Annotated in this window: 15 protein-coding genes; 4 read left to right on the forward strand and 11 right to left on the reverse strand. The window is 60.4% G+C overall.

Translation table 11 applies throughout. The features are described from left to right. Positions 1-126: 126 nt before the first annotated feature. Positions 127-942 (reverse strand): SDR family oxidoreductase, encoded by an 816-nt coding sequence (locus KVG91_RS04030; RefSeq protein WP_169375045.1) that lies wholly within the window; start codon positions 940-942, stop codon positions 127-129. A 329-nt stretch (positions 943-1,271) separates the two neighbouring features. Between KVG91_RS04030 and KVG91_RS04035 the strand changes: the two genes are divergently transcribed. Further along, entirely contained in the window at positions 1,272-1,424 is a 153-nt protein-coding gene (locus KVG91_RS04035) for a DUF3309 family protein (protein WP_003192767.1), read from the forward strand. 53 nt (positions 1,425-1,477) lie between these two features. Here the strand turns inward: KVG91_RS04035 and KVG91_RS04040 are convergent, their stop codons facing one another. The 5 genes from KVG91_RS04040 to KVG91_RS04060 all read right to left on the reverse strand — a co-directional run bounded on the left by KVG91_RS04040 (position 1,478) and on the right by KVG91_RS04060 (position 7,245). Continuing rightward, complete coding sequence (locus KVG91_RS04040; protein ID WP_169375046.1) at positions 1,478-3,565, reverse strand: LTA synthase family protein; 2,088 nt, start codon at positions 3,563-3,565, stop codon at positions 1,478-1,480. Positions 3,566-3,975: 410 nt separating this feature from the next. Then, positions 3,976-4,167 carry a PLDc N-terminal domain-containing protein gene (locus KVG91_RS04045; RefSeq protein ID WP_003172956.1) on the reverse strand — a complete coding sequence of 64 codons (192 nt, stop codon included), beginning with the start codon at positions 4,165-4,167 and terminating at the stop codon, positions 3,976-3,978. Between the two features lie 67 nt (positions 4,168-4,234). Next, positions 4,235-4,765: a hypothetical protein gene (locus tag KVG91_RS04050; protein ID WP_169375047.1), complete on the reverse strand. Its 531-nt coding sequence runs from the start codon at positions 4,763-4,765 to the stop codon at positions 4,235-4,237. 42 nt (positions 4,766-4,807) lie between these two features. Next, a complete protein-coding gene (locus KVG91_RS04055; protein WP_169375048.1) occupies positions 4,808-5,323 on the reverse strand; it encodes an ankyrin repeat domain-containing protein in 516 nt (171 codons plus the stop codon). Positions 5,324-5,418: 95 nt separating this feature from the next. Continuing rightward, entirely contained in the window at positions 5,419-7,245 is a 1,827-nt protein-coding gene (locus KVG91_RS04060) for a long-chain-acyl-CoA synthetase (RefSeq protein WP_169375049.1), read from the reverse strand. Between the two features lie 353 nt (positions 7,246-7,598). Here KVG91_RS04060 and KVG91_RS04065 point away from each other — a divergent pair, with 353 nt between their 5' ends. Next, entirely contained in the window at positions 7,599-7,877 is a 279-nt protein-coding gene (locus KVG91_RS04065; RefSeq protein ID WP_010208870.1) for a DUF3509 domain-containing protein, read from the forward strand. Positions 7,878-7,937: 60 nt separating this feature from the next. On the opposite strand, the gene KVG91_RS04070 is transcribed toward KVG91_RS04065, so the two are convergent. The 4 genes from KVG91_RS04070 to aroC form a co-directional block, all read right to left on the reverse strand. Continuing rightward, entirely contained in the window at positions 7,938-8,207 is a 270-nt protein-coding gene (locus KVG91_RS04070; RefSeq protein WP_169375050.1) for a response regulator transcription factor, read from the reverse strand. Positions 8,208-8,415: 208 nt separating this feature from the next. Then, positions 8,416-8,946: a 1,2-dihydroxy-3-keto-5-methylthiopentene dioxygenase gene (locus KVG91_RS04075; RefSeq protein ID WP_169375051.1), complete on the reverse strand. Its 531-nt coding sequence runs from the start codon at positions 8,944-8,946 to the stop codon at positions 8,416-8,418. After that, positions 8,943-10,103 (reverse strand): MFS transporter, encoded by a 1,161-nt coding sequence (locus KVG91_RS04080; protein WP_169375052.1) that lies wholly within the window; start codon positions 10,101-10,103, stop codon positions 8,943-8,945. Before KVG91_RS04080 ends, KVG91_RS04075 begins: the two co-directional genes overlap by 4 nt. Positions 10,104-10,113: 10 nt before the next feature. Continuing rightward, entirely contained in the window at positions 10,114-11,205 is a 1,092-nt protein-coding gene (gene aroC, locus KVG91_RS04085) for a chorismate synthase (RefSeq protein WP_169375053.1), read from the reverse strand. A 143-nt stretch (positions 11,206-11,348) separates the two neighbouring features. On the opposite strand from aroC, the gene KVG91_RS04090 reads away from it, so the two are divergent. Together KVG91_RS04090 and KVG91_RS04095 are read left to right on the forward strand one after the other, a co-directional pair. Further along, positions 11,349-12,311: an alpha/beta hydrolase gene (locus tag KVG91_RS04090; RefSeq protein WP_169375054.1), complete on the forward strand. Its 963-nt coding sequence runs from the start codon at positions 11,349-11,351 to the stop codon at positions 12,309-12,311. Positions 12,312-12,410: 99 nt separating this feature from the next. Then, positions 12,411-13,217 carry a hypothetical protein gene (locus tag KVG91_RS04095; RefSeq protein WP_169375055.1) on the forward strand — a complete coding sequence of 269 codons (807 nt, stop codon included), beginning with the start codon at positions 12,411-12,413 and terminating at the stop codon, positions 13,215-13,217. A gap of 300 nt (positions 13,218-13,517) precedes the next feature. Here the strand turns inward: KVG91_RS04095 and prmB are convergent, their stop codons facing one another. Continuing rightward, positions 13,518-14,426, reverse strand: a complete 909-nt coding sequence (gene prmB / locus KVG91_RS04100) for a 50S ribosomal protein L3 N(5)-glutamine methyltransferase (protein WP_169375056.1) — start codon at positions 14,424-14,426, stop codon at positions 13,518-13,520. Between the last annotated feature and the right edge of the window lie 209 nt (positions 14,427-14,635).

Here is a 14,635-nt window from a genome sequence, read left to right on the forward strand (position 1 = left end):
GCAGTTGTCCTTTTGGAGTGGCAGGACGTCGACCATGCGCGCTGGCTGTGGGGTCATCAATGGCTTGCAGCTAAATCAGGCACCACCTACATGCCCAGGTAACTTACCTGACAGACTACTACCTGATCAGCCCCTGACAGCCTGCGCCTTGGCGCGCATCTTGTCGGCCATGGTGGTCATCTCGTCATACAGCAACTGCGGGGTCTTCTGCTTCAAGGCCCAGGCCATGCGCCCTTGTTCGTGGGGCAGGATCATGAACTCGCCGGCTGCGACGCGCTGGTAGATGTAATCGGCAATCTGCGCTGCCGTGATCGGTGAACTCTCCAGCAATTTTCCCACCTGGGCCTTCATCGCCGGGGTCGGCCCACGGAAGGAGTCCAGCAGGTTGGTCTGGAAGAACGATGGGCAGACCACATGCACCCCGACCTCCTGCTGCTTGAGTTCCACCAGCAGGCTTTCCGACAGTGCCACCACACCGGCCTTGGCCACGTTGTAGTTGCTCATGGCGGGCCCCTGCATCAGTGCGGCCATGGACGCGATGTTGATGATGCGCCCCTTGCTCTTTTCCAGCAGCGGCAGGAAGGCCTTGCACCCTTTGACCACCCCCATCAGATTGATCGCGATCTGCCAGTCCCAGTCTTCCAGGGACAGTTCGGCGAAGAACCCACCCGAAGCCACGCCAGCGTTGTTGACGATCACATCAATGCCACCCAGTTTCTCCTCGCAGGCCTGGGCAAATGCAGTGAGCTGGCTGTAGTCGCGCACATCGCAGCGCTGGGTAAAACCATCGCCACCTGCCTCGCGCACGTGCTTGAGGGTTTCCTGCAGACCGGGCTCACTGACGTCCGACAAGGCCAACTGCCAGCCTTCGCGAGCCCAGCGCAGAGCGATTTCGCGACCCAGGCCGGACCCGGCACCAGTGATCATCATGCGATTTTGCATAGGAAATAGCCTTGTGGTTCACAGAGGAAGTGACCGCCAGTGTAGCGAAGGTTGTGACGGCTCCCATCCACCATCAGACTGCTGAATGCCCCAGGCAAACCAGCAGCCGGGTCGCAAAGTTGCGTACAGCCTAAGTTCACTTTTTTTTAACTAACAAGGCGAATTTGCGAACGCATTAAAAGAAATAGGCCAGTGCGCGAAATGCTTTAAAAAAATACTGAATTTTTCATTAAGCGCATGAGTCGGAGTTGTTAAGGCGTCCGTTCAAGCTGTCGGGCCTATTGCTGAATAAACCGGTCTTTGCAGAAAGCCAATAAGGAAGAAAAACCATGAGCCTCATCCTGATCATTATCTTGATCCTCCTGCTGGTCGGTGGTCTGCCAGTATTCCCTCACTCGCGTAACTGGGGTTATGGCCCGTCGGGTATTCTGGGTGTCGTGTTGGTCGTACTGCTGGTGTTGTTGTTGCTCGGTAAGATATAAACGCCGGGTAAAAAAAAGAGGCCTTTAGAGGCCTCTTTTTTATTGCCGGTCAATTAGTCCGGCTTGCCGTCAACCACGCCGGCGGTGTTATCCAACAAGCTCTTGGTCGCTGTTTGCAGGAACGACTCAAGCTTCTGTCTTAATGCGCCTTCGTCGGGCGACTCGGCGATCACCTTGCCGGTCGGATTGGCGCCCAGCTCGTATTGCCAAAGCTTGGGCGGCATTTCCTTGGGCAATACCAGGATGCGATCGCCGGTGACCAGCGCCACCGTCTGATCACTGCCCGACGGCTTGATCACACCAAACCCCTTGTCGCCTTCCGGCAGGTTCAGCAGGTCGCGGCCCCAGCACTGGTGCAGGGTTTCGCCACCCAGGCGGCCCATGATGGTCGGTACGATGTCGATCTGAGTGCCGACGGTGTGGTCACGCTCGCCGAACTTTTCCTGCATGCCCGGTGCGATCATCAACATCGGCACGTTGAAGCGGCCCAGGTCCATCTCGGTGATCTGCTGCTCGTTGCCGAAGCCGTGGTCGCCTACGATCACGAACAGGGTTTCCTTGAAATACGGCTCCTTGCGCGCCTTTTCAAAGAACTGGCCCAGGGCCCAGTCGGAGTAGCGCATTGCGGTCAAATGCTCGTCCAGGCTGCCACGGCCCGTGACCTTCTCCACCGGCAATGGCGTCGGCAAGGCATACGGCGTGTGGTTGGACAGGGTTTGCAGCAAAGCATAGAAAGGTTTGCCGCCTTCACGGGCTTTGAGCTCTTCCAGGCCACGGTTGAACATGTCTTGGTCGGAAACGCCCCACGTCGGGTCGGAGAACACCGGGTCGACGAAGTCGTTGCGGCCGATGAAGTTGGTCATGCCCTGATTGCTGAAGAACCCGGACTGGTTGTCCCAGGCGAAGTCGCCGTTGTAGACATACACGTCATCAAACTTACGCGCGCTGAGCAGCTGCGGCAGGCCCGACAGCTTGTGGCTGCCTTCCGGGGTCTGCATCAGGTATTCGAACGCCGGCAGGTTCGGGAAGCACGCCATGGTGGCGAACATCCCCTGGTGTGTGTGGGTACCGTTGGAGAAGAAGCGGTCGAACAGCAGGCCTTCCTTGGACAGTTTGTCAAAGTACGGCGTGATGTTTCCTGGACGACCGAGGGCGCCTACCGAGTGTCCGGCAAAGCTTTCCATCAGGATCACGACGACGTTTTTGATCGGCAGGGTTTTCTCCGCCGGTGGCGTGAATTCGCGGCGCACGGCGGCGGTGTCGGTATCGACCAGTTTTTCGGTCGGCAGCACCAGCATGTCGCGCACGGTCTGAGTCGCCAGCGGTTGTTGCAGCGTGGCTTTCCAAGTGTTGTCGCGATGCTCGGAGAAACGTGCCTTGGCCGCGCCGACCAACGACAAGGTGCCGTTGAGGCCCAGCTGGTTGGCGAAGTTCGAATCGGTGGTGTAGACGTCACCCCAACGCAGCGGCGGACCCTGGCGCAGGGTGCCACGTGCGGCCACCACGGCGATCAACAGGCAGACCACGAACACCGCGATACGCGTGTACCACGGCGCCACCGGGCGAGTGCCGATGCTGCCGCCACTGAACGGGCCGCGCGGGCGTGTCGCACGGTCGGCGCCTTTGAAGGCGATGCTCAGGAGCAGCGTGCCCACGGCCCAGGCCAGCAGGTAACGCACCACCGGGAAACCGTACCAGAGCATGCTCATTACGGTTTTCGGGTCTTCCTTCACGTACTGGAACACCAGGCCGTTGAGGCGCTGGTGAAACTCGCGGTAGAAGTCCATTTCCATCAGGCCCAGGAACAGGGCGATGCTGGACACGACGGTCAACCACAAACGGAAGAACCCGCGAGCGGCCATCGCCCGTACGCTGAACAGTGCCAGCAGCAACGGGATGACCAGGTACACCACCAGACGCAAGTCCAGGCGCAGGCCGTTGGCAAACGCTTCAAGGAAGGTCGAGGCCGGCGTGTCGAGGATCATTTCGCGGTTGTAGACCAGCAGCGCCAGGCGCAGCAGAGAAAACATCACCATCATTACCAGCGCGCAAAGCAGCGTGTACGCCAGATGGGATTTGACGGTCGGTTGCAGCAGGCGATTTGAAGCACGCTGCTGATTCAGGGCGTCCGGGTTTGCCATGTCGTTTTAGGACCCATTGGAAGTTTAAGTTGCGAAATATTGCAGCGGCATTCTGCCCACGCCAAGCGTGTAGGAACGGGGGGGGTTAGCGCGTTGGCGCAAATGGTGCCCGATCAATGCCATCAACGCTATTGATTACTGAGGAAAAACCGTGTTGTAACGTTTTTCCCGGCAACTGACAGAAGCGTCCTACAGGAAAGCGAAGCGAAGAGAATTGTCTAAAACGCTGTGTGAAAATTCTGTGTAGCCAATATTTCGATACAAAAATTTCAAGGGTACATAAAAACAAATGTGGGAGCGGGCTTGCTCGCGAATGCAATGGATCAGTCAACCTATTCATGACTGACCCACCGCTTTCGCGAGCAAGCCCGCTCCCACATTGACCGAGCCCATTTCAAAGTGAAGTGCAATCAGATCCGCACGTTACCCCGCGGCCCGGCAATCGCCCAGATAATCAAGCCCAGCACCGGTAGCAACAGGATCAGCAGAATCCACAGCACCTTGGCACCTGTGCTCGCGCCGCTTTTGAATACATTGATGATCGCCCAGATGTCCAGCGCCAGGATGATCAGACCGATCAAGCCATTAAAAGTGGAACCCATGGTGTCGCTCCTAAGTGAGGGCATGCACTTGTAGGATAGTCAGCCCTGGCAGGGGTTCCGTATTATTTCAGACGTGAACGGCGATCTTCAGCGCTTCCAGGGACGGCTCGCCCTTGATGCCGACTTCGGCACACAACGCCAGCACGCGCGGCAGGTCGTTGCCATAGACCAGCACGGCCTGGATCTCGTCATCCAGTGGTTGGCTGAAATCGAGCAGCACGTAGCCGCCATCGTCCGCGCTGAGGGCGCTCATCTGGATCTGGATGCGGTTCAGTGCGGTGAGGGCGTCGGTCTTGGCCAATTGTTTGGGCTTGAGGTTGAACGCGACACCCGGCCCGAACGACGCAACGATCTGCGCGAACAGATCGCCATAGCTGTCGGCCTGGAACAGCACCGTATCCGGCAGGCTACCGACCACGATCCACTCACCCAAAGGAATCGGGAAGGTGTCGTCGTAGTTGATGTCCGGGTTGGCCGCCAGAAACGCCGCAGGATCCGCGTACGCCTGGGCCGCTTCATCGGCGATACGCGCCACCTCGTCCTCGCCCATGACGCCGGCGCTGATTTTGCTGATGAGTTCGACGAGGGCGGTTTTCATGGGCGTGGTCCTGTGGCGGGCTGGTTTTTAAGGGCGCGTAGCCTACACCAGTTTCTGCAACTGCGCCGCCGTATCCACAGCGCCCATGGTCTGCGCCGCCGCCAACGCAGTGGCGCCCTGGGCATCGGTAGCCTTGGGGTTTGCGCCCTGGCCGAGCAGGTAATCGACCATCTCCACGCGGTTGAACATCGCCGCCATCATCAATGCGGTGCGGCCATCGGAGGACGCGGCTTCGATCGGCGTGCCGCCTTCGATCAGCGCCTTGACCACCGGCAGGTTGCCCTTGAACGCCGCGCCGGCGATGGGCAACTGGTTCTTGTCGTTGGCAATCAGCGGGTCGGCCTTGAACTCCAGCAGCACTTTCACCGCCTCGACATGGCCGTGGTAGGCCGCGAGCATCAGCAGGGTGTCGCCGTTATGGTTGCGAAAATTGGCCGGCAAACCCTTCGCCAGCAGTGCGGCAAGCATGGCAGCGTCGCCTTTGCGGGCCACGTCGAAAACCTGCTCGGCAAATTCGGCGGCTTCGTCATCGGTCATTTGTTTGGCTTGGTCTGACATGTGGGGCTCCTTGTGCGGGTACTGGATAGGCGCCAGTGTCGCGAGGGAGTTCCCGCCTGTCATGGTTTTTTTGCGAAAAACCGCCATAGGCAGAATCAATAGCGCAACTGCCCGCCTTGAATCTGCGCGAGCAATGGCCCCGTCACAGGCACGTAGCAATCCGAACCCGGCAACCAGGCGTAGACCGGGTCATTGCCGGTCTTGTCCGGGTCGAACGCTTCTTCCTTGAGCCGCACCTTCTGGTATTTGAAGGTGCCGGTGGTTTCCATCTTTACTTTGATCCGCAGGAACAACGGCACCGCATAGTGCGGCAACTGGCGGTGGGCAAATTGCAGCAGCTCGTGCATGTCCAAGGCGGCCAGGGACTCGCTCGGCGTGATGGCGACCATGCCGGCACGGCCGTTGGTGTTGTCGATTTCCACGCCATAGGCCACGACTTCGGCAATCTGCGGATGTTGCAGCAGGACGTTCTCCACTTCGGTGGTGGAGACGTTTTCGCCCTTCCAGCGATAGGTGTCGCCCAGGCGGTCGACAAATTGCGCATGGCCGAAACCCATGCTGCGCACCAGATCGCCGGTGTTGAAGTAGCGATCGCCCTTCGCGAACACGTCGCAGAGGATCACCTTGCGGTTCTTTTCGGGGTCGGTGTAGCCATCAAAGGGCGATTTTTCATCGATCCGGGCCAACAACAGGCCCTGCCCGCCGGTTCGCACCTTGCGCATGAAGCCCTCGCTGCCACGCAGTGGCTCGCCACTGTCAGGCGCGAAGTTCACCAGCGCCCAATGCTGCAGGCAAAAACCAATGGTGTTGTCGAAAGTGAGTACGTTGGTAAAACCGATATTGCCGTCGCTGGCGGCGTACAACTCGCAGATATGATCCACGCCATAGCGTTGCTTGAACGGCGCCCACGCGCCCGGGCGCAGGCCATTGCCGACCATCTTGGTCACGCGGTTGTCACGGTCGTTCGCACGGGCGGGCTGGTCGAGCAGGTAACGGCACAACTCACCGACGTAGCCAAGAGTGGTCGCCTTGAACCTGCGCGCATCGTCCCAAAATTGGCTGGCACTGAATTTTCGGCGGATGGCAAACCCCGAAGCCCCGACAATGGCCGAGCCCCAGCACACACAGAGGCCGGTGGCGTGGTACAGCGGCAGCGTGCAATAGAGGACGTCATCCGGGCCCATGTCCAGGGCGATGTTGCCGAAGCTGACAGCGGTCTTGGTCCAGCGGCCGTGTTTCATGATCCCGGCCTTGGGCAGGCCCGTGGTGCCGGAGGTGTAGATATAGAAGCAAGGGTCGTTGAAGAAGATCTGCGCGGCGCTGGCCGGGTTGTCCACCGGGCTTTCGGCGCTGGCGGCCACCAGGTCGATGTAACCTTGGGGCAGCATATTACCCTGCTGCTCGGCGACAAACCAGGTGCGTTGCGCCTCGATTGCCACCTGGCTACGCACCGCCTCATAGGCGGCCACCAACTCCTCCCCCACCACAATCGCCACCGGGCTGACCAGCTTCAGGCTGTGCACCAGTGCCGCTTGGGTTTGCGCCGTATTGAGCATGGCGCAGACGCCGCCCAGCTTGGCCACGGCCAGCACGCTCAGCAGCAATTCGGGACGGTTCTCGATAAAAATCGCCACCACGTCGCCCTTGTGGATGCCCCGGCCTTTAAGGTGATGGGCGATACGGTTGGCGCATTGGTTGACTTCGCTGTAGCTGAGCACGCGCTCGGCGTACAACAACGCAGCACCTTCCGGGTTAAGCAGGGTCGCTTGCTCAAACTGCCAGCCCAGGCCGCAAGGCTGATGGGGATCGCTGACATTGGCGGCACGCATGCCGCGCACGACGCGCGGCAGGGCACGCACAATGGCAGGCACCTTACGCAGCATCTTGCCCCAGGTGATCATGTCGTTTGGCGAGTGGCTCATGGGAACGTCCTTTTTCTTATTCTTCTTGAAACCTTGCTGGAAAGTACGTCAGCCCCTCTTCAGCTGTACATGTAGGATTTGAAAAGTTTTGTATCCCGATAAGCGACCGCGGCAGGAGGGAATTTAGCGGCGTAAAGACAGTCTTTAAGAGTAAGCGCAGCGCTGTTCACTCATGGCCAACAACGCAAAATGCAGGATGCATGATGGCCCTTCATGCAAATTGCACGAAATCGAAAATCGGACAATTTTTTAACTTGTTGTTTTATAAGATATTTTTTATAAAGCACAAGCTGGCACAATCACTGCACCTATCACTCCATGCTTGCCAACTTGAGCCAATGGAGCTGATAGACATGAGCCTGATCCAAGATAAATTCGCCTCAGTATTCTCCAACTACGACGTCACCACCCAGCCACGCCCCGACGGCGGCATCCTGTTGACACTGCGTAACAGTGAAGGCAAACAGGTCAAGCGCTCGATCTCCTACCAGCAGTTGCACACTGCCGATCAGTTGACCTGGGTTATCAGCGCCATTCGCCGCGACCTGGCTGAACAAGCCAGCGACTTGCCGCAGATTTCGATGTTGCAAAGCCAGAATCGCTTTGCCCTGCCGACTTACCATTCGGCTTAAGACAAGCGACACCAAAAAGGGCCGCGACACCGTTGAGTGTCGCGGCCCTTTTTCATGCCTTCAGCAAAGCCCCTGACGCGCGGCTTCGTTCATCGCCTGCACGCGGTTGTTGACGTCCAGTTTGCAGTAGATATTGCGCAGGTGGAATTTCACCGTGGCTTGCGAGGTGGCGCGTATCTGGCTGATCTCCCAGACCGTCTTGCCTTCCGAAGCCCAGCGCAGGATTTCAAGCTCTGCCGGCGTCAGCGGCTTGCCCGACAAGCTCAAGCGTCGTCTGACCGCATTGGGCACTGAATACGATGGTAGAAACGCGTCCTCTGGACCTCGCATCAATTCTCTCCTTTTCAATGGCTGACGCTCCATCACCTTTCGGATTGCTCCTATTGACAGGCGATACAAACGTTAAGGCCGCAGAGAGTTACATAACGGACGGCAGTCATGCGCAAGCCCCGCGATAAACAGCAAGGCCTTACAGAGGTTTAGGTTTCTTCCCACAGTAACTTCCAACATGTGGGGATTGATGTTCCCGATAGAACGACTAATCGTCCAATCCGGGAAAGCGCCGGGCAATATCGTCACCCGTGAACGCAGGTACCCACCCTGGTGCTGTATCAAACAGCCGCAACGCCACGAAGTGCGGGTTCTCGCCCATATCGAACCAGTGCGCCGTACCGGCCGGAATCACCAGCAGGTCGTTTTTCTCACAACGCAGGGCATATACGTAGTCGCCGATGTGCAGGGCGAACAATCCTTGGCCTGCAATAAAAAAACGCACATCGTCTTCACTGTAGCGGCGCTCGTCCAGGAACCGGGCGCGTAGCTCAGCTTGCTGCGTGGGGTCGCCGGTGACGCGCAGCACTTCCACACGGTTGTAGCCAAGCGCATCGATCTGCGCCTGGTATGCCGCGATCAATTCAGCATCGCTGGCGCCCGGCTCAATCGGGCGGGGTTGCCAGCGCTCGAAGCGCACACCGTGCTCGGCCAAGGTGGCGGCGATGTCATCGAAATGGGTCAGGACTTTGTTGGGGGTGTCCGGTGCAGCGGCGGAGTAGACAGCGACATAACTCATTGAAGGGTTCCTTGGTTCTGCTCGTGCAATCGAAGACCGATGATAACGGCGGCGGCCAGGGCGGCGACGCTGGCGATGCTGAAGGTCAGGGCCGGCCCCAACAGGTTCCAACTGTAGCCTGAATACAGCGCGCCCAGCGCACCGCCGGTGCCGGCCAGCGCCGCATACAGCGCCTGACCCTGGCCTTGTTGTTTGTCGCTGAAACTGCGCTGCACAAAGGCAATCGCCGCTGCGTGAAAGCTGCCGAACGTAGCGGCGTGCATCACCTGCGCCAGCAACAACACCCAGAAAAACTCGGCAAACGCCCCCAGCAACAACCAGCGCAGGGCCGCCAGCAGGAAACTGGCCAGCAGCACGCGGCGCACCGAAAAGCGCGAGAGGATGCGGCTCATGGCGAGGAACATCAGCACTTCCGCCACGACCCCCAGCGCCCACAGCAAGCCGATCACGCCACGGCTGTAGCCCAGTTGTTCGAGGTGCAGGGTGAGAAAGGTGTAGTACGGGCCGTGGCTCATTTGCATCAGCGCCACGCAGGCGTAGAACGCCAGCACGCCGGGGCTGCGCAATTGCTTGAGAAAGCCTTCGCCCGCCAGGCGATTACCCTGGACCAGCGGCTGCGCGTTCGGCACCCAGAGGCTGGCGCCGATGATGCCGGCCATGATCACCACGACCACCACCGGGTAGATATCCAGGCTCAGCCAGTCAAACAGCCGCCCCATGATCACCACGGTGAGGATAAAACCAATCGAGCCCCACAGCCGGACCTGGCTGTAGCGTGCGGTCTGTGTTTGCAGATGGGCCAGGGTGATCACTTCGAACTGCGGCAGCACCGCGTGCCAGAAGAACGCATGCAGCGCCATGACCAGCGCCAGCCAGGCGTAGGTGTGGCTGACGAAAATAAGTGAAAAACTCGCCAGGGTGCACACCGCGCCGAAGCGCACGATGGCCAGGCGCCGGCCCGTGTAGTCGCCCAGCCAGCCCCACAGGTTGGGCGCCACGCAGCGCATCAGCATGGGGATGGCCACCAGTTCGCCGATACGCGCGCTGGAGAACCCCAGGTGGTCGAAGTACAGCGCCAGGAACGGCGCGGTTGCGCCGAGCAGGGCGAAGTAGAACAGGTAGAAGCTGGAGAGGCGCCAGTAGGGGAGCGTGGTCACCGCCAGGCCGTCACAGTTGGCCCAGCACCGGCGTACTTACGCGCACATCGGCGTTCTGCCCGCGATGGCGCAGCAGATGGTCCATCAGCACGATGGCCATCATCGCCTCGGCAATCGGCGTGGCACGGATGCCGACACACGGGTCGTGGCGGCCCTTGGTGATCACGTCCACTGGGTTGCCGTGCACATCGATCGAACGGCCCGGCGTGGTGATGCTCGACGTCGCCTTGAGCGCCAGATGCGCAACGATCGGCTGGCCGGAGGAAATACCCCCCAGGATGCCGCCGGCGTTGTTGCTGAGGAAACCTTCGGGGGTCAGCTCGTCGCGATGCTCGGTGCCGCGTTGCGACACGCAGGCGAAGCCGGCGCCGATTTCCACGCCTTTGACGGCGTTGATGCTCATCAGCGCGTGGGCCAGTTCAGCGTCGAGGCGGTCGAAGATCGGCTCGCCCAGGCCGGGCTTTACGCCTTCGGCAACCACGGTGATCCGAGCACCCACGGAATCCTGATCGCGGCGTAACTGGTCCATGTAGGCTTCCAGCTCCGGCACTTTGTCCGGGTCGGGGCTGAAGAAGGCGTTGTCGTCCACGCTGTCCCAGGTCTTGAATGGGATCTCAATCGGGCCCAGTTGGCTCATGTAGCCGCGAACAACGATGCCCTGGGTGGCCAGGTATTTCTTGGCGATGGCACCGGCGGCCACGCGCATGGCGGTTTCGCGGGCCGAGCTGCGACCGCCGCCGCGGTAGTCGCGTTCGCCGTATTTGTGGTGGTAGGTGTAATCGGCGTGGGCCGGGCGGAACAGGTCCTTGATCGCCGAGTAGTCCTTGGACTTCTGGTCGGTGTTGCGGATCAGCAGGCCGATGGCGCAACCGGTGGTGCGACCTTCGAACACGCCGGAGAGGATCTCGACTTCGTCGGGCTCCTGGCGCTGGGTGGTGTGGCGGCTGGTGCCGGGCTTGCGGCGGTCCAGGTCACGCTGCAGGTCCTCCAGAGACAGCTCGAGGCCCGGCGGGCAGCCATCGACAATGGCGACCAACGCCGGGCCATGGCTTTCGCCCGCGGTGGTGACAGTGAACAGCTTGCCGAAGGTATTGCCGGACATGCAGGGCGCTCCGTGAAATCAGTTGAATCAAGTCAACTGTAATAACTTAAGGCCGCCAGTATACGCAGGCCAACCGACTAGTTCATCCTCGAAACCTTACCGGTAGACCCTGGTCCAACCGGCACCTCTCCAATGATGGCGCGATGATGCTGCGAGTTCTGCTGTTTACCCTCACCCTGTTGACCGCCGTGGCCCAGGCCGCCTCCCCTGTGGTACTGCAACGTCCCATCAGCCTGGACACCGGCAGCGGCGAGCTGTTTGGTTCGCTGCTGTTGCCGCAATCGGACAAGCCCGTGCCGGTGGTGCTGATCATCGCCGGCTCCGGCCCCACCGACCGTAACGGCAACAGCGCCGACGGCGCGCGCAACGACAGTCTCAAGCGCCTGGCCTGGGTACTGGCCCGGCATAACATCGCCAGCGTGCGCTACGACAAGCGTGGCGTGGCGGCCAGCCTGGCCGCCACGCCTGACGAACGCAACCTGACCCTGGACGCCTATGTCGCGGACGCCGTGGCCTGGGGCAAACTGCTCAAGGCCGACAAACGCATGGGCCCCTTGATCGTGCTCGGCCACAGCGAAGGTGCCCTGGTGGCGGCCCTCGCCGCGCCGCAACTGGACCCGGCGGGCGTGATTTCACTGTCCGGCAGCGCGCGCCCGGTCGACCAGGTCATTCGCCAGCAATTGGCCGATCACCTGCCCCCTGCCCTGCTGCTGCGCAGCAATCAAATCCTCGATCACCTCAAGGCAGGCCAAGTGGATGCGGATGTGCCTGGCCCGCTCGAAGGCATTTTCCGACCCAGCGTGCAGCCGTACCTGATCAGCCTGTTCCGCGCCGACCCGTCGGCCGCCTTTGCCAAGCTGCGCATGCCGGCGCTGATCATCCAGGGCACCCACGATATTCAGGTCGGTGTGGGCGACGCCCAGCAACTGAAAAAGGCCAAGCCCGACGCACAGTTGGCGGTGATCGAAGGCATGAACCACGTGATGCGCATTGTGCCCAACGATGTAAAACAGCAATTGGCCTCTTACAACGACCCGCAATTGCCCCTCGCCGCCGAGCTGGGCAGCCGCCTGGTGCGCTTTATCGACGGCCTTCAACCCCACTAAGCGGCAATTGGCCTCCAGTCCTGGGGAAAACGGCCGATAAGCCCAAAGTCGACAGTAAAAAGACTGTCGACTTGCTGGGTTTGGACAGGATCGCGCCGCATGACAACCACTGAAGCAACACCGGAATCTACCGCCGAAACCGCGGCTGAAAAAACCGAGGCCGTCGACGCGGCGGCCCTGCCGTGGGCGGATGTTCAGGCCGAGCATTTCAAGATGCTGCGCCTGGCGCCCCTGGCCATTGACCGCGCCACAGGGGTGCGACCGTTGCGGTTCGTGCAGTTCGGCTATGCCGAGCGCCATGACAAACACCACAGCCTGCTGCGCATGGTCATTCAGTTGCCGGGACAGCGCGTGCGGCGTGAGCAGAATCACTTGGATATCTGGGTCGACCACGACAAGCATCGCGTGCATTTCGGCCCAGGCAACAGCCTGGAAATCGAACCGGTCAACCGTGGGATCGGCCGCTTCCTGGTGGCCCAAGGGGCCGCCTGGGCGAAAAAGAAATGGTCGCACTATCGCGTCGACGGCGTTGACCTGTCCAACAAGGACGCGCTGAACGAATCCACGCGCCTGCGCCGCGATCACTTCCTGCGCATCCACGGTTTTGATGTGGCCTACGCCGATGTTCAGCATCTGAAGGGCACCGTGCAGCCGGGCAAAGTCGGCGATGTGCTGGAGAGCTGGAACACCGAGAAGGTGCAGTTCGTGGAGATTCTGGAGGCGGCGCAGATGCTGCAACAAGCCGATCACAACCTCGCGGAGCAGGAAGTGAAGCTGCGCAAGGAAGAGGAAAAGGTCACCAAGTTCAAGCGTGAAGACAGCGGGCTGCGCTTTACCATCACCTGCCTGGTGGCGTTTACGGTGTTTCAGGCGGGGTTGTTGATCTGGATTGCCACGCACCGATAGCCCGTTGAAATGCGATCAACCTGTGGGAGCTGGCTTGTCGGGTCGCCGCATCGCTGCGATAGCGGTGGGTCAGCTTCGGTTTCCTCTGTGGCGAGCGGGCTTGCCCCGCGTTGGGCTGCGAAGCAGCCCTAAAATCAGGCTCTGCGGAACGTCTGATACACCGCATTCTGCTGACTGGGTCTGCTGCGCAGCCCAACGCGGGCAAGCCCGCTCGCCACAGAGAGATTTGTCAGCCGTTGAAATTGTGTAGATATCTTTGGCTATCGCAAGCCAGCTCCCAAACTGACCGCGTTCCTGCCGTCAGACCCTGGCGGCAAACACCGCCTGATGCTGGCGGCACTGCTCGGCCGTCAACATGAACACCCCATGCCCGCCACGCTGGAACTCCAGCCAGGCGAAGTCGACTTCCGGGTACAGCGCCTCGACGTGCACCTGGCTGTTGCCCACTTCAACCATCAGTAAGCCCTTCTCGGTCAGATGGTCCGCCGCCTCGGCCAGCATGCGCCGCACCAGGTTCAAGCCATCGTCGCCGCAGGCCAGGCCCAGCTCAGGCTCGTGCTGGTATTCGTCGGGCATATCGGCGAAGTCCTCGGCATCCACATACGGCGGGTTGGACACGATCAGGTCAAAGCGCTGGCCCGGCAAGCCGTCGAAGCCGTCGCCCTGCACGGTGTAGACGCGCTGGTCGACGCCGTGGCGTTCGATGTTCTGGTTGGCCACCTCCAGGGCTTCGAAGGACAAGTCGCCCAGCACTACTTCGGCGTCCTGGAACTCGTAGGCGCAGGCGATGCCAATGCAGCCGGAGCCGGTGCACAGGTCGAGGATGCGTGCCGGCGGCTTCGCCAGCCAGGGTGCGAAGCGGTTTTCGATCAGCTCGCCGATCGGCGAGCGCGGGATCAGCACGCGTTCATCGACGATAAACGACAGGCCGCAAAACCAAGCCTCACCAATCAGGTAAGGGGTCGGCACGCGTTCGTGAATGCGGCGATGCAGCAACCGTTGCAGGTGGGCAACTTCCTCTTCTTCCAGGTTGCAGTCGAGGTAGCTGTCGGCAATTTCCCAAGGCAAGTGCAACGCGCCGAGCACCAGTTGCCGTGCGTCGTCCCAGGCGTTGTCGGTGCCATGGCCAAAAAACAGGTCTTCCCCATGGAAACGGCTGACAGCCCAACGGATATGATCGCGCAAGGTGCGCAGGCGGGAAGTGGTCACGGGGCAAGCTCCTGGAAAAAACGACTGGCGATTCTAACAGCCTTCACCTGTACCGACGATGTCCGAAAAAGCCTCTGCCACCCGTCGGATTTCATCTGAATTAGCGTCATTGTGTTAAACAGGCGCACCTCTTGACAGGGCTGCACGCCAGCAACGGCGTACCTTACGATGGTAGCGATTCACAGAACCGCTCAGCCAGTGGACAATGT

Origin of the sequence: Pseudomonas azadiae (genome assembly GCF_019145355.1) — a bacterium.
GTDB lineage: Bacteria > Pseudomonadota > Gammaproteobacteria > Pseudomonadales > Pseudomonadaceae > Aquipseudomonas > Aquipseudomonas azadiae.

Bases quoted from the DNA above. Each gene is read 5' to 3' on its own strand.
- KVG91_RS04035 (WP_003192767.1), top strand. From the start codon at position 1,272: ATGAGCCTCATCCTGATCATTATCTTGATCCTCCTGCTGGTCGGTGGT.
- KVG91_RS04050 (WP_169375047.1), bottom strand. From the start codon at position 4,765: ATGAAAACCGCCCTCGTCGAACTCATCAGCAAAATCAGCGCCGGCGTC.
- KVG91_RS04090 (WP_169375054.1), top strand. From the start codon at position 11,349: ATGATGCTGCGAGTTCTGCTGTTTACCCTCACCCTGTTGACCGCCGTG.
- KVG91_RS04040 (WP_169375046.1), bottom strand. From the start codon at position 3,565: ATGGCAAACCCGGACGCCCTGAATCAGCAGCGTGCTTCAAATCGCCTG.
- KVG91_RS04060 (WP_169375049.1), bottom strand. From the start codon at position 7,245: ATGAGCCACTCGCCAAACGACATGATCACCTGGGGCAAGATGCTGCGT.
- KVG91_RS04045 (WP_003172956.1), bottom strand. From the start codon at position 4,167: ATGGGTTCCACTTTTAATGGCTTGATCGGTCTGATCATCCTGGCGCTG.
- KVG91_RS04075 (WP_169375051.1), bottom strand. From the start codon at position 8,946: ATGAGTTATGTCGCTGTCTACTCCGCCGCTGCACCGGACACCCCCAAC.
- KVG91_RS04070 (WP_169375050.1), bottom strand. From the start codon at position 8,207: ATGCGAGGTCCAGAGGACGCGTTTCTACCATCGTATTCAGTGCCCAAT.
- KVG91_RS04065 (WP_010208870.1), top strand. From the start codon at position 7,599: ATGAGCCTGATCCAAGATAAATTCGCCTCAGTATTCTCCAACTACGAC.
- aroC (WP_169375053.1), bottom strand. From the start codon at position 11,205: ATGTCCGGCAATACCTTCGGCAAGCTGTTCACTGTCACCACCGCGGGC.
- KVG91_RS04030 (WP_169375045.1), bottom strand. From the start codon at position 942: ATGCAAAATCGCATGATGATCACTGGTGCCGGGTCCGGCCTGGGTCGC.
- KVG91_RS04095 (WP_169375055.1), top strand. From the start codon at position 12,411: ATGACAACCACTGAAGCAACACCGGAATCTACCGCCGAAACCGCGGCT.
- KVG91_RS04055 (WP_169375048.1), bottom strand. From the start codon at position 5,323: ATGTCAGACCAAGCCAAACAAATGACCGATGACGAAGCCGCCGAATTT.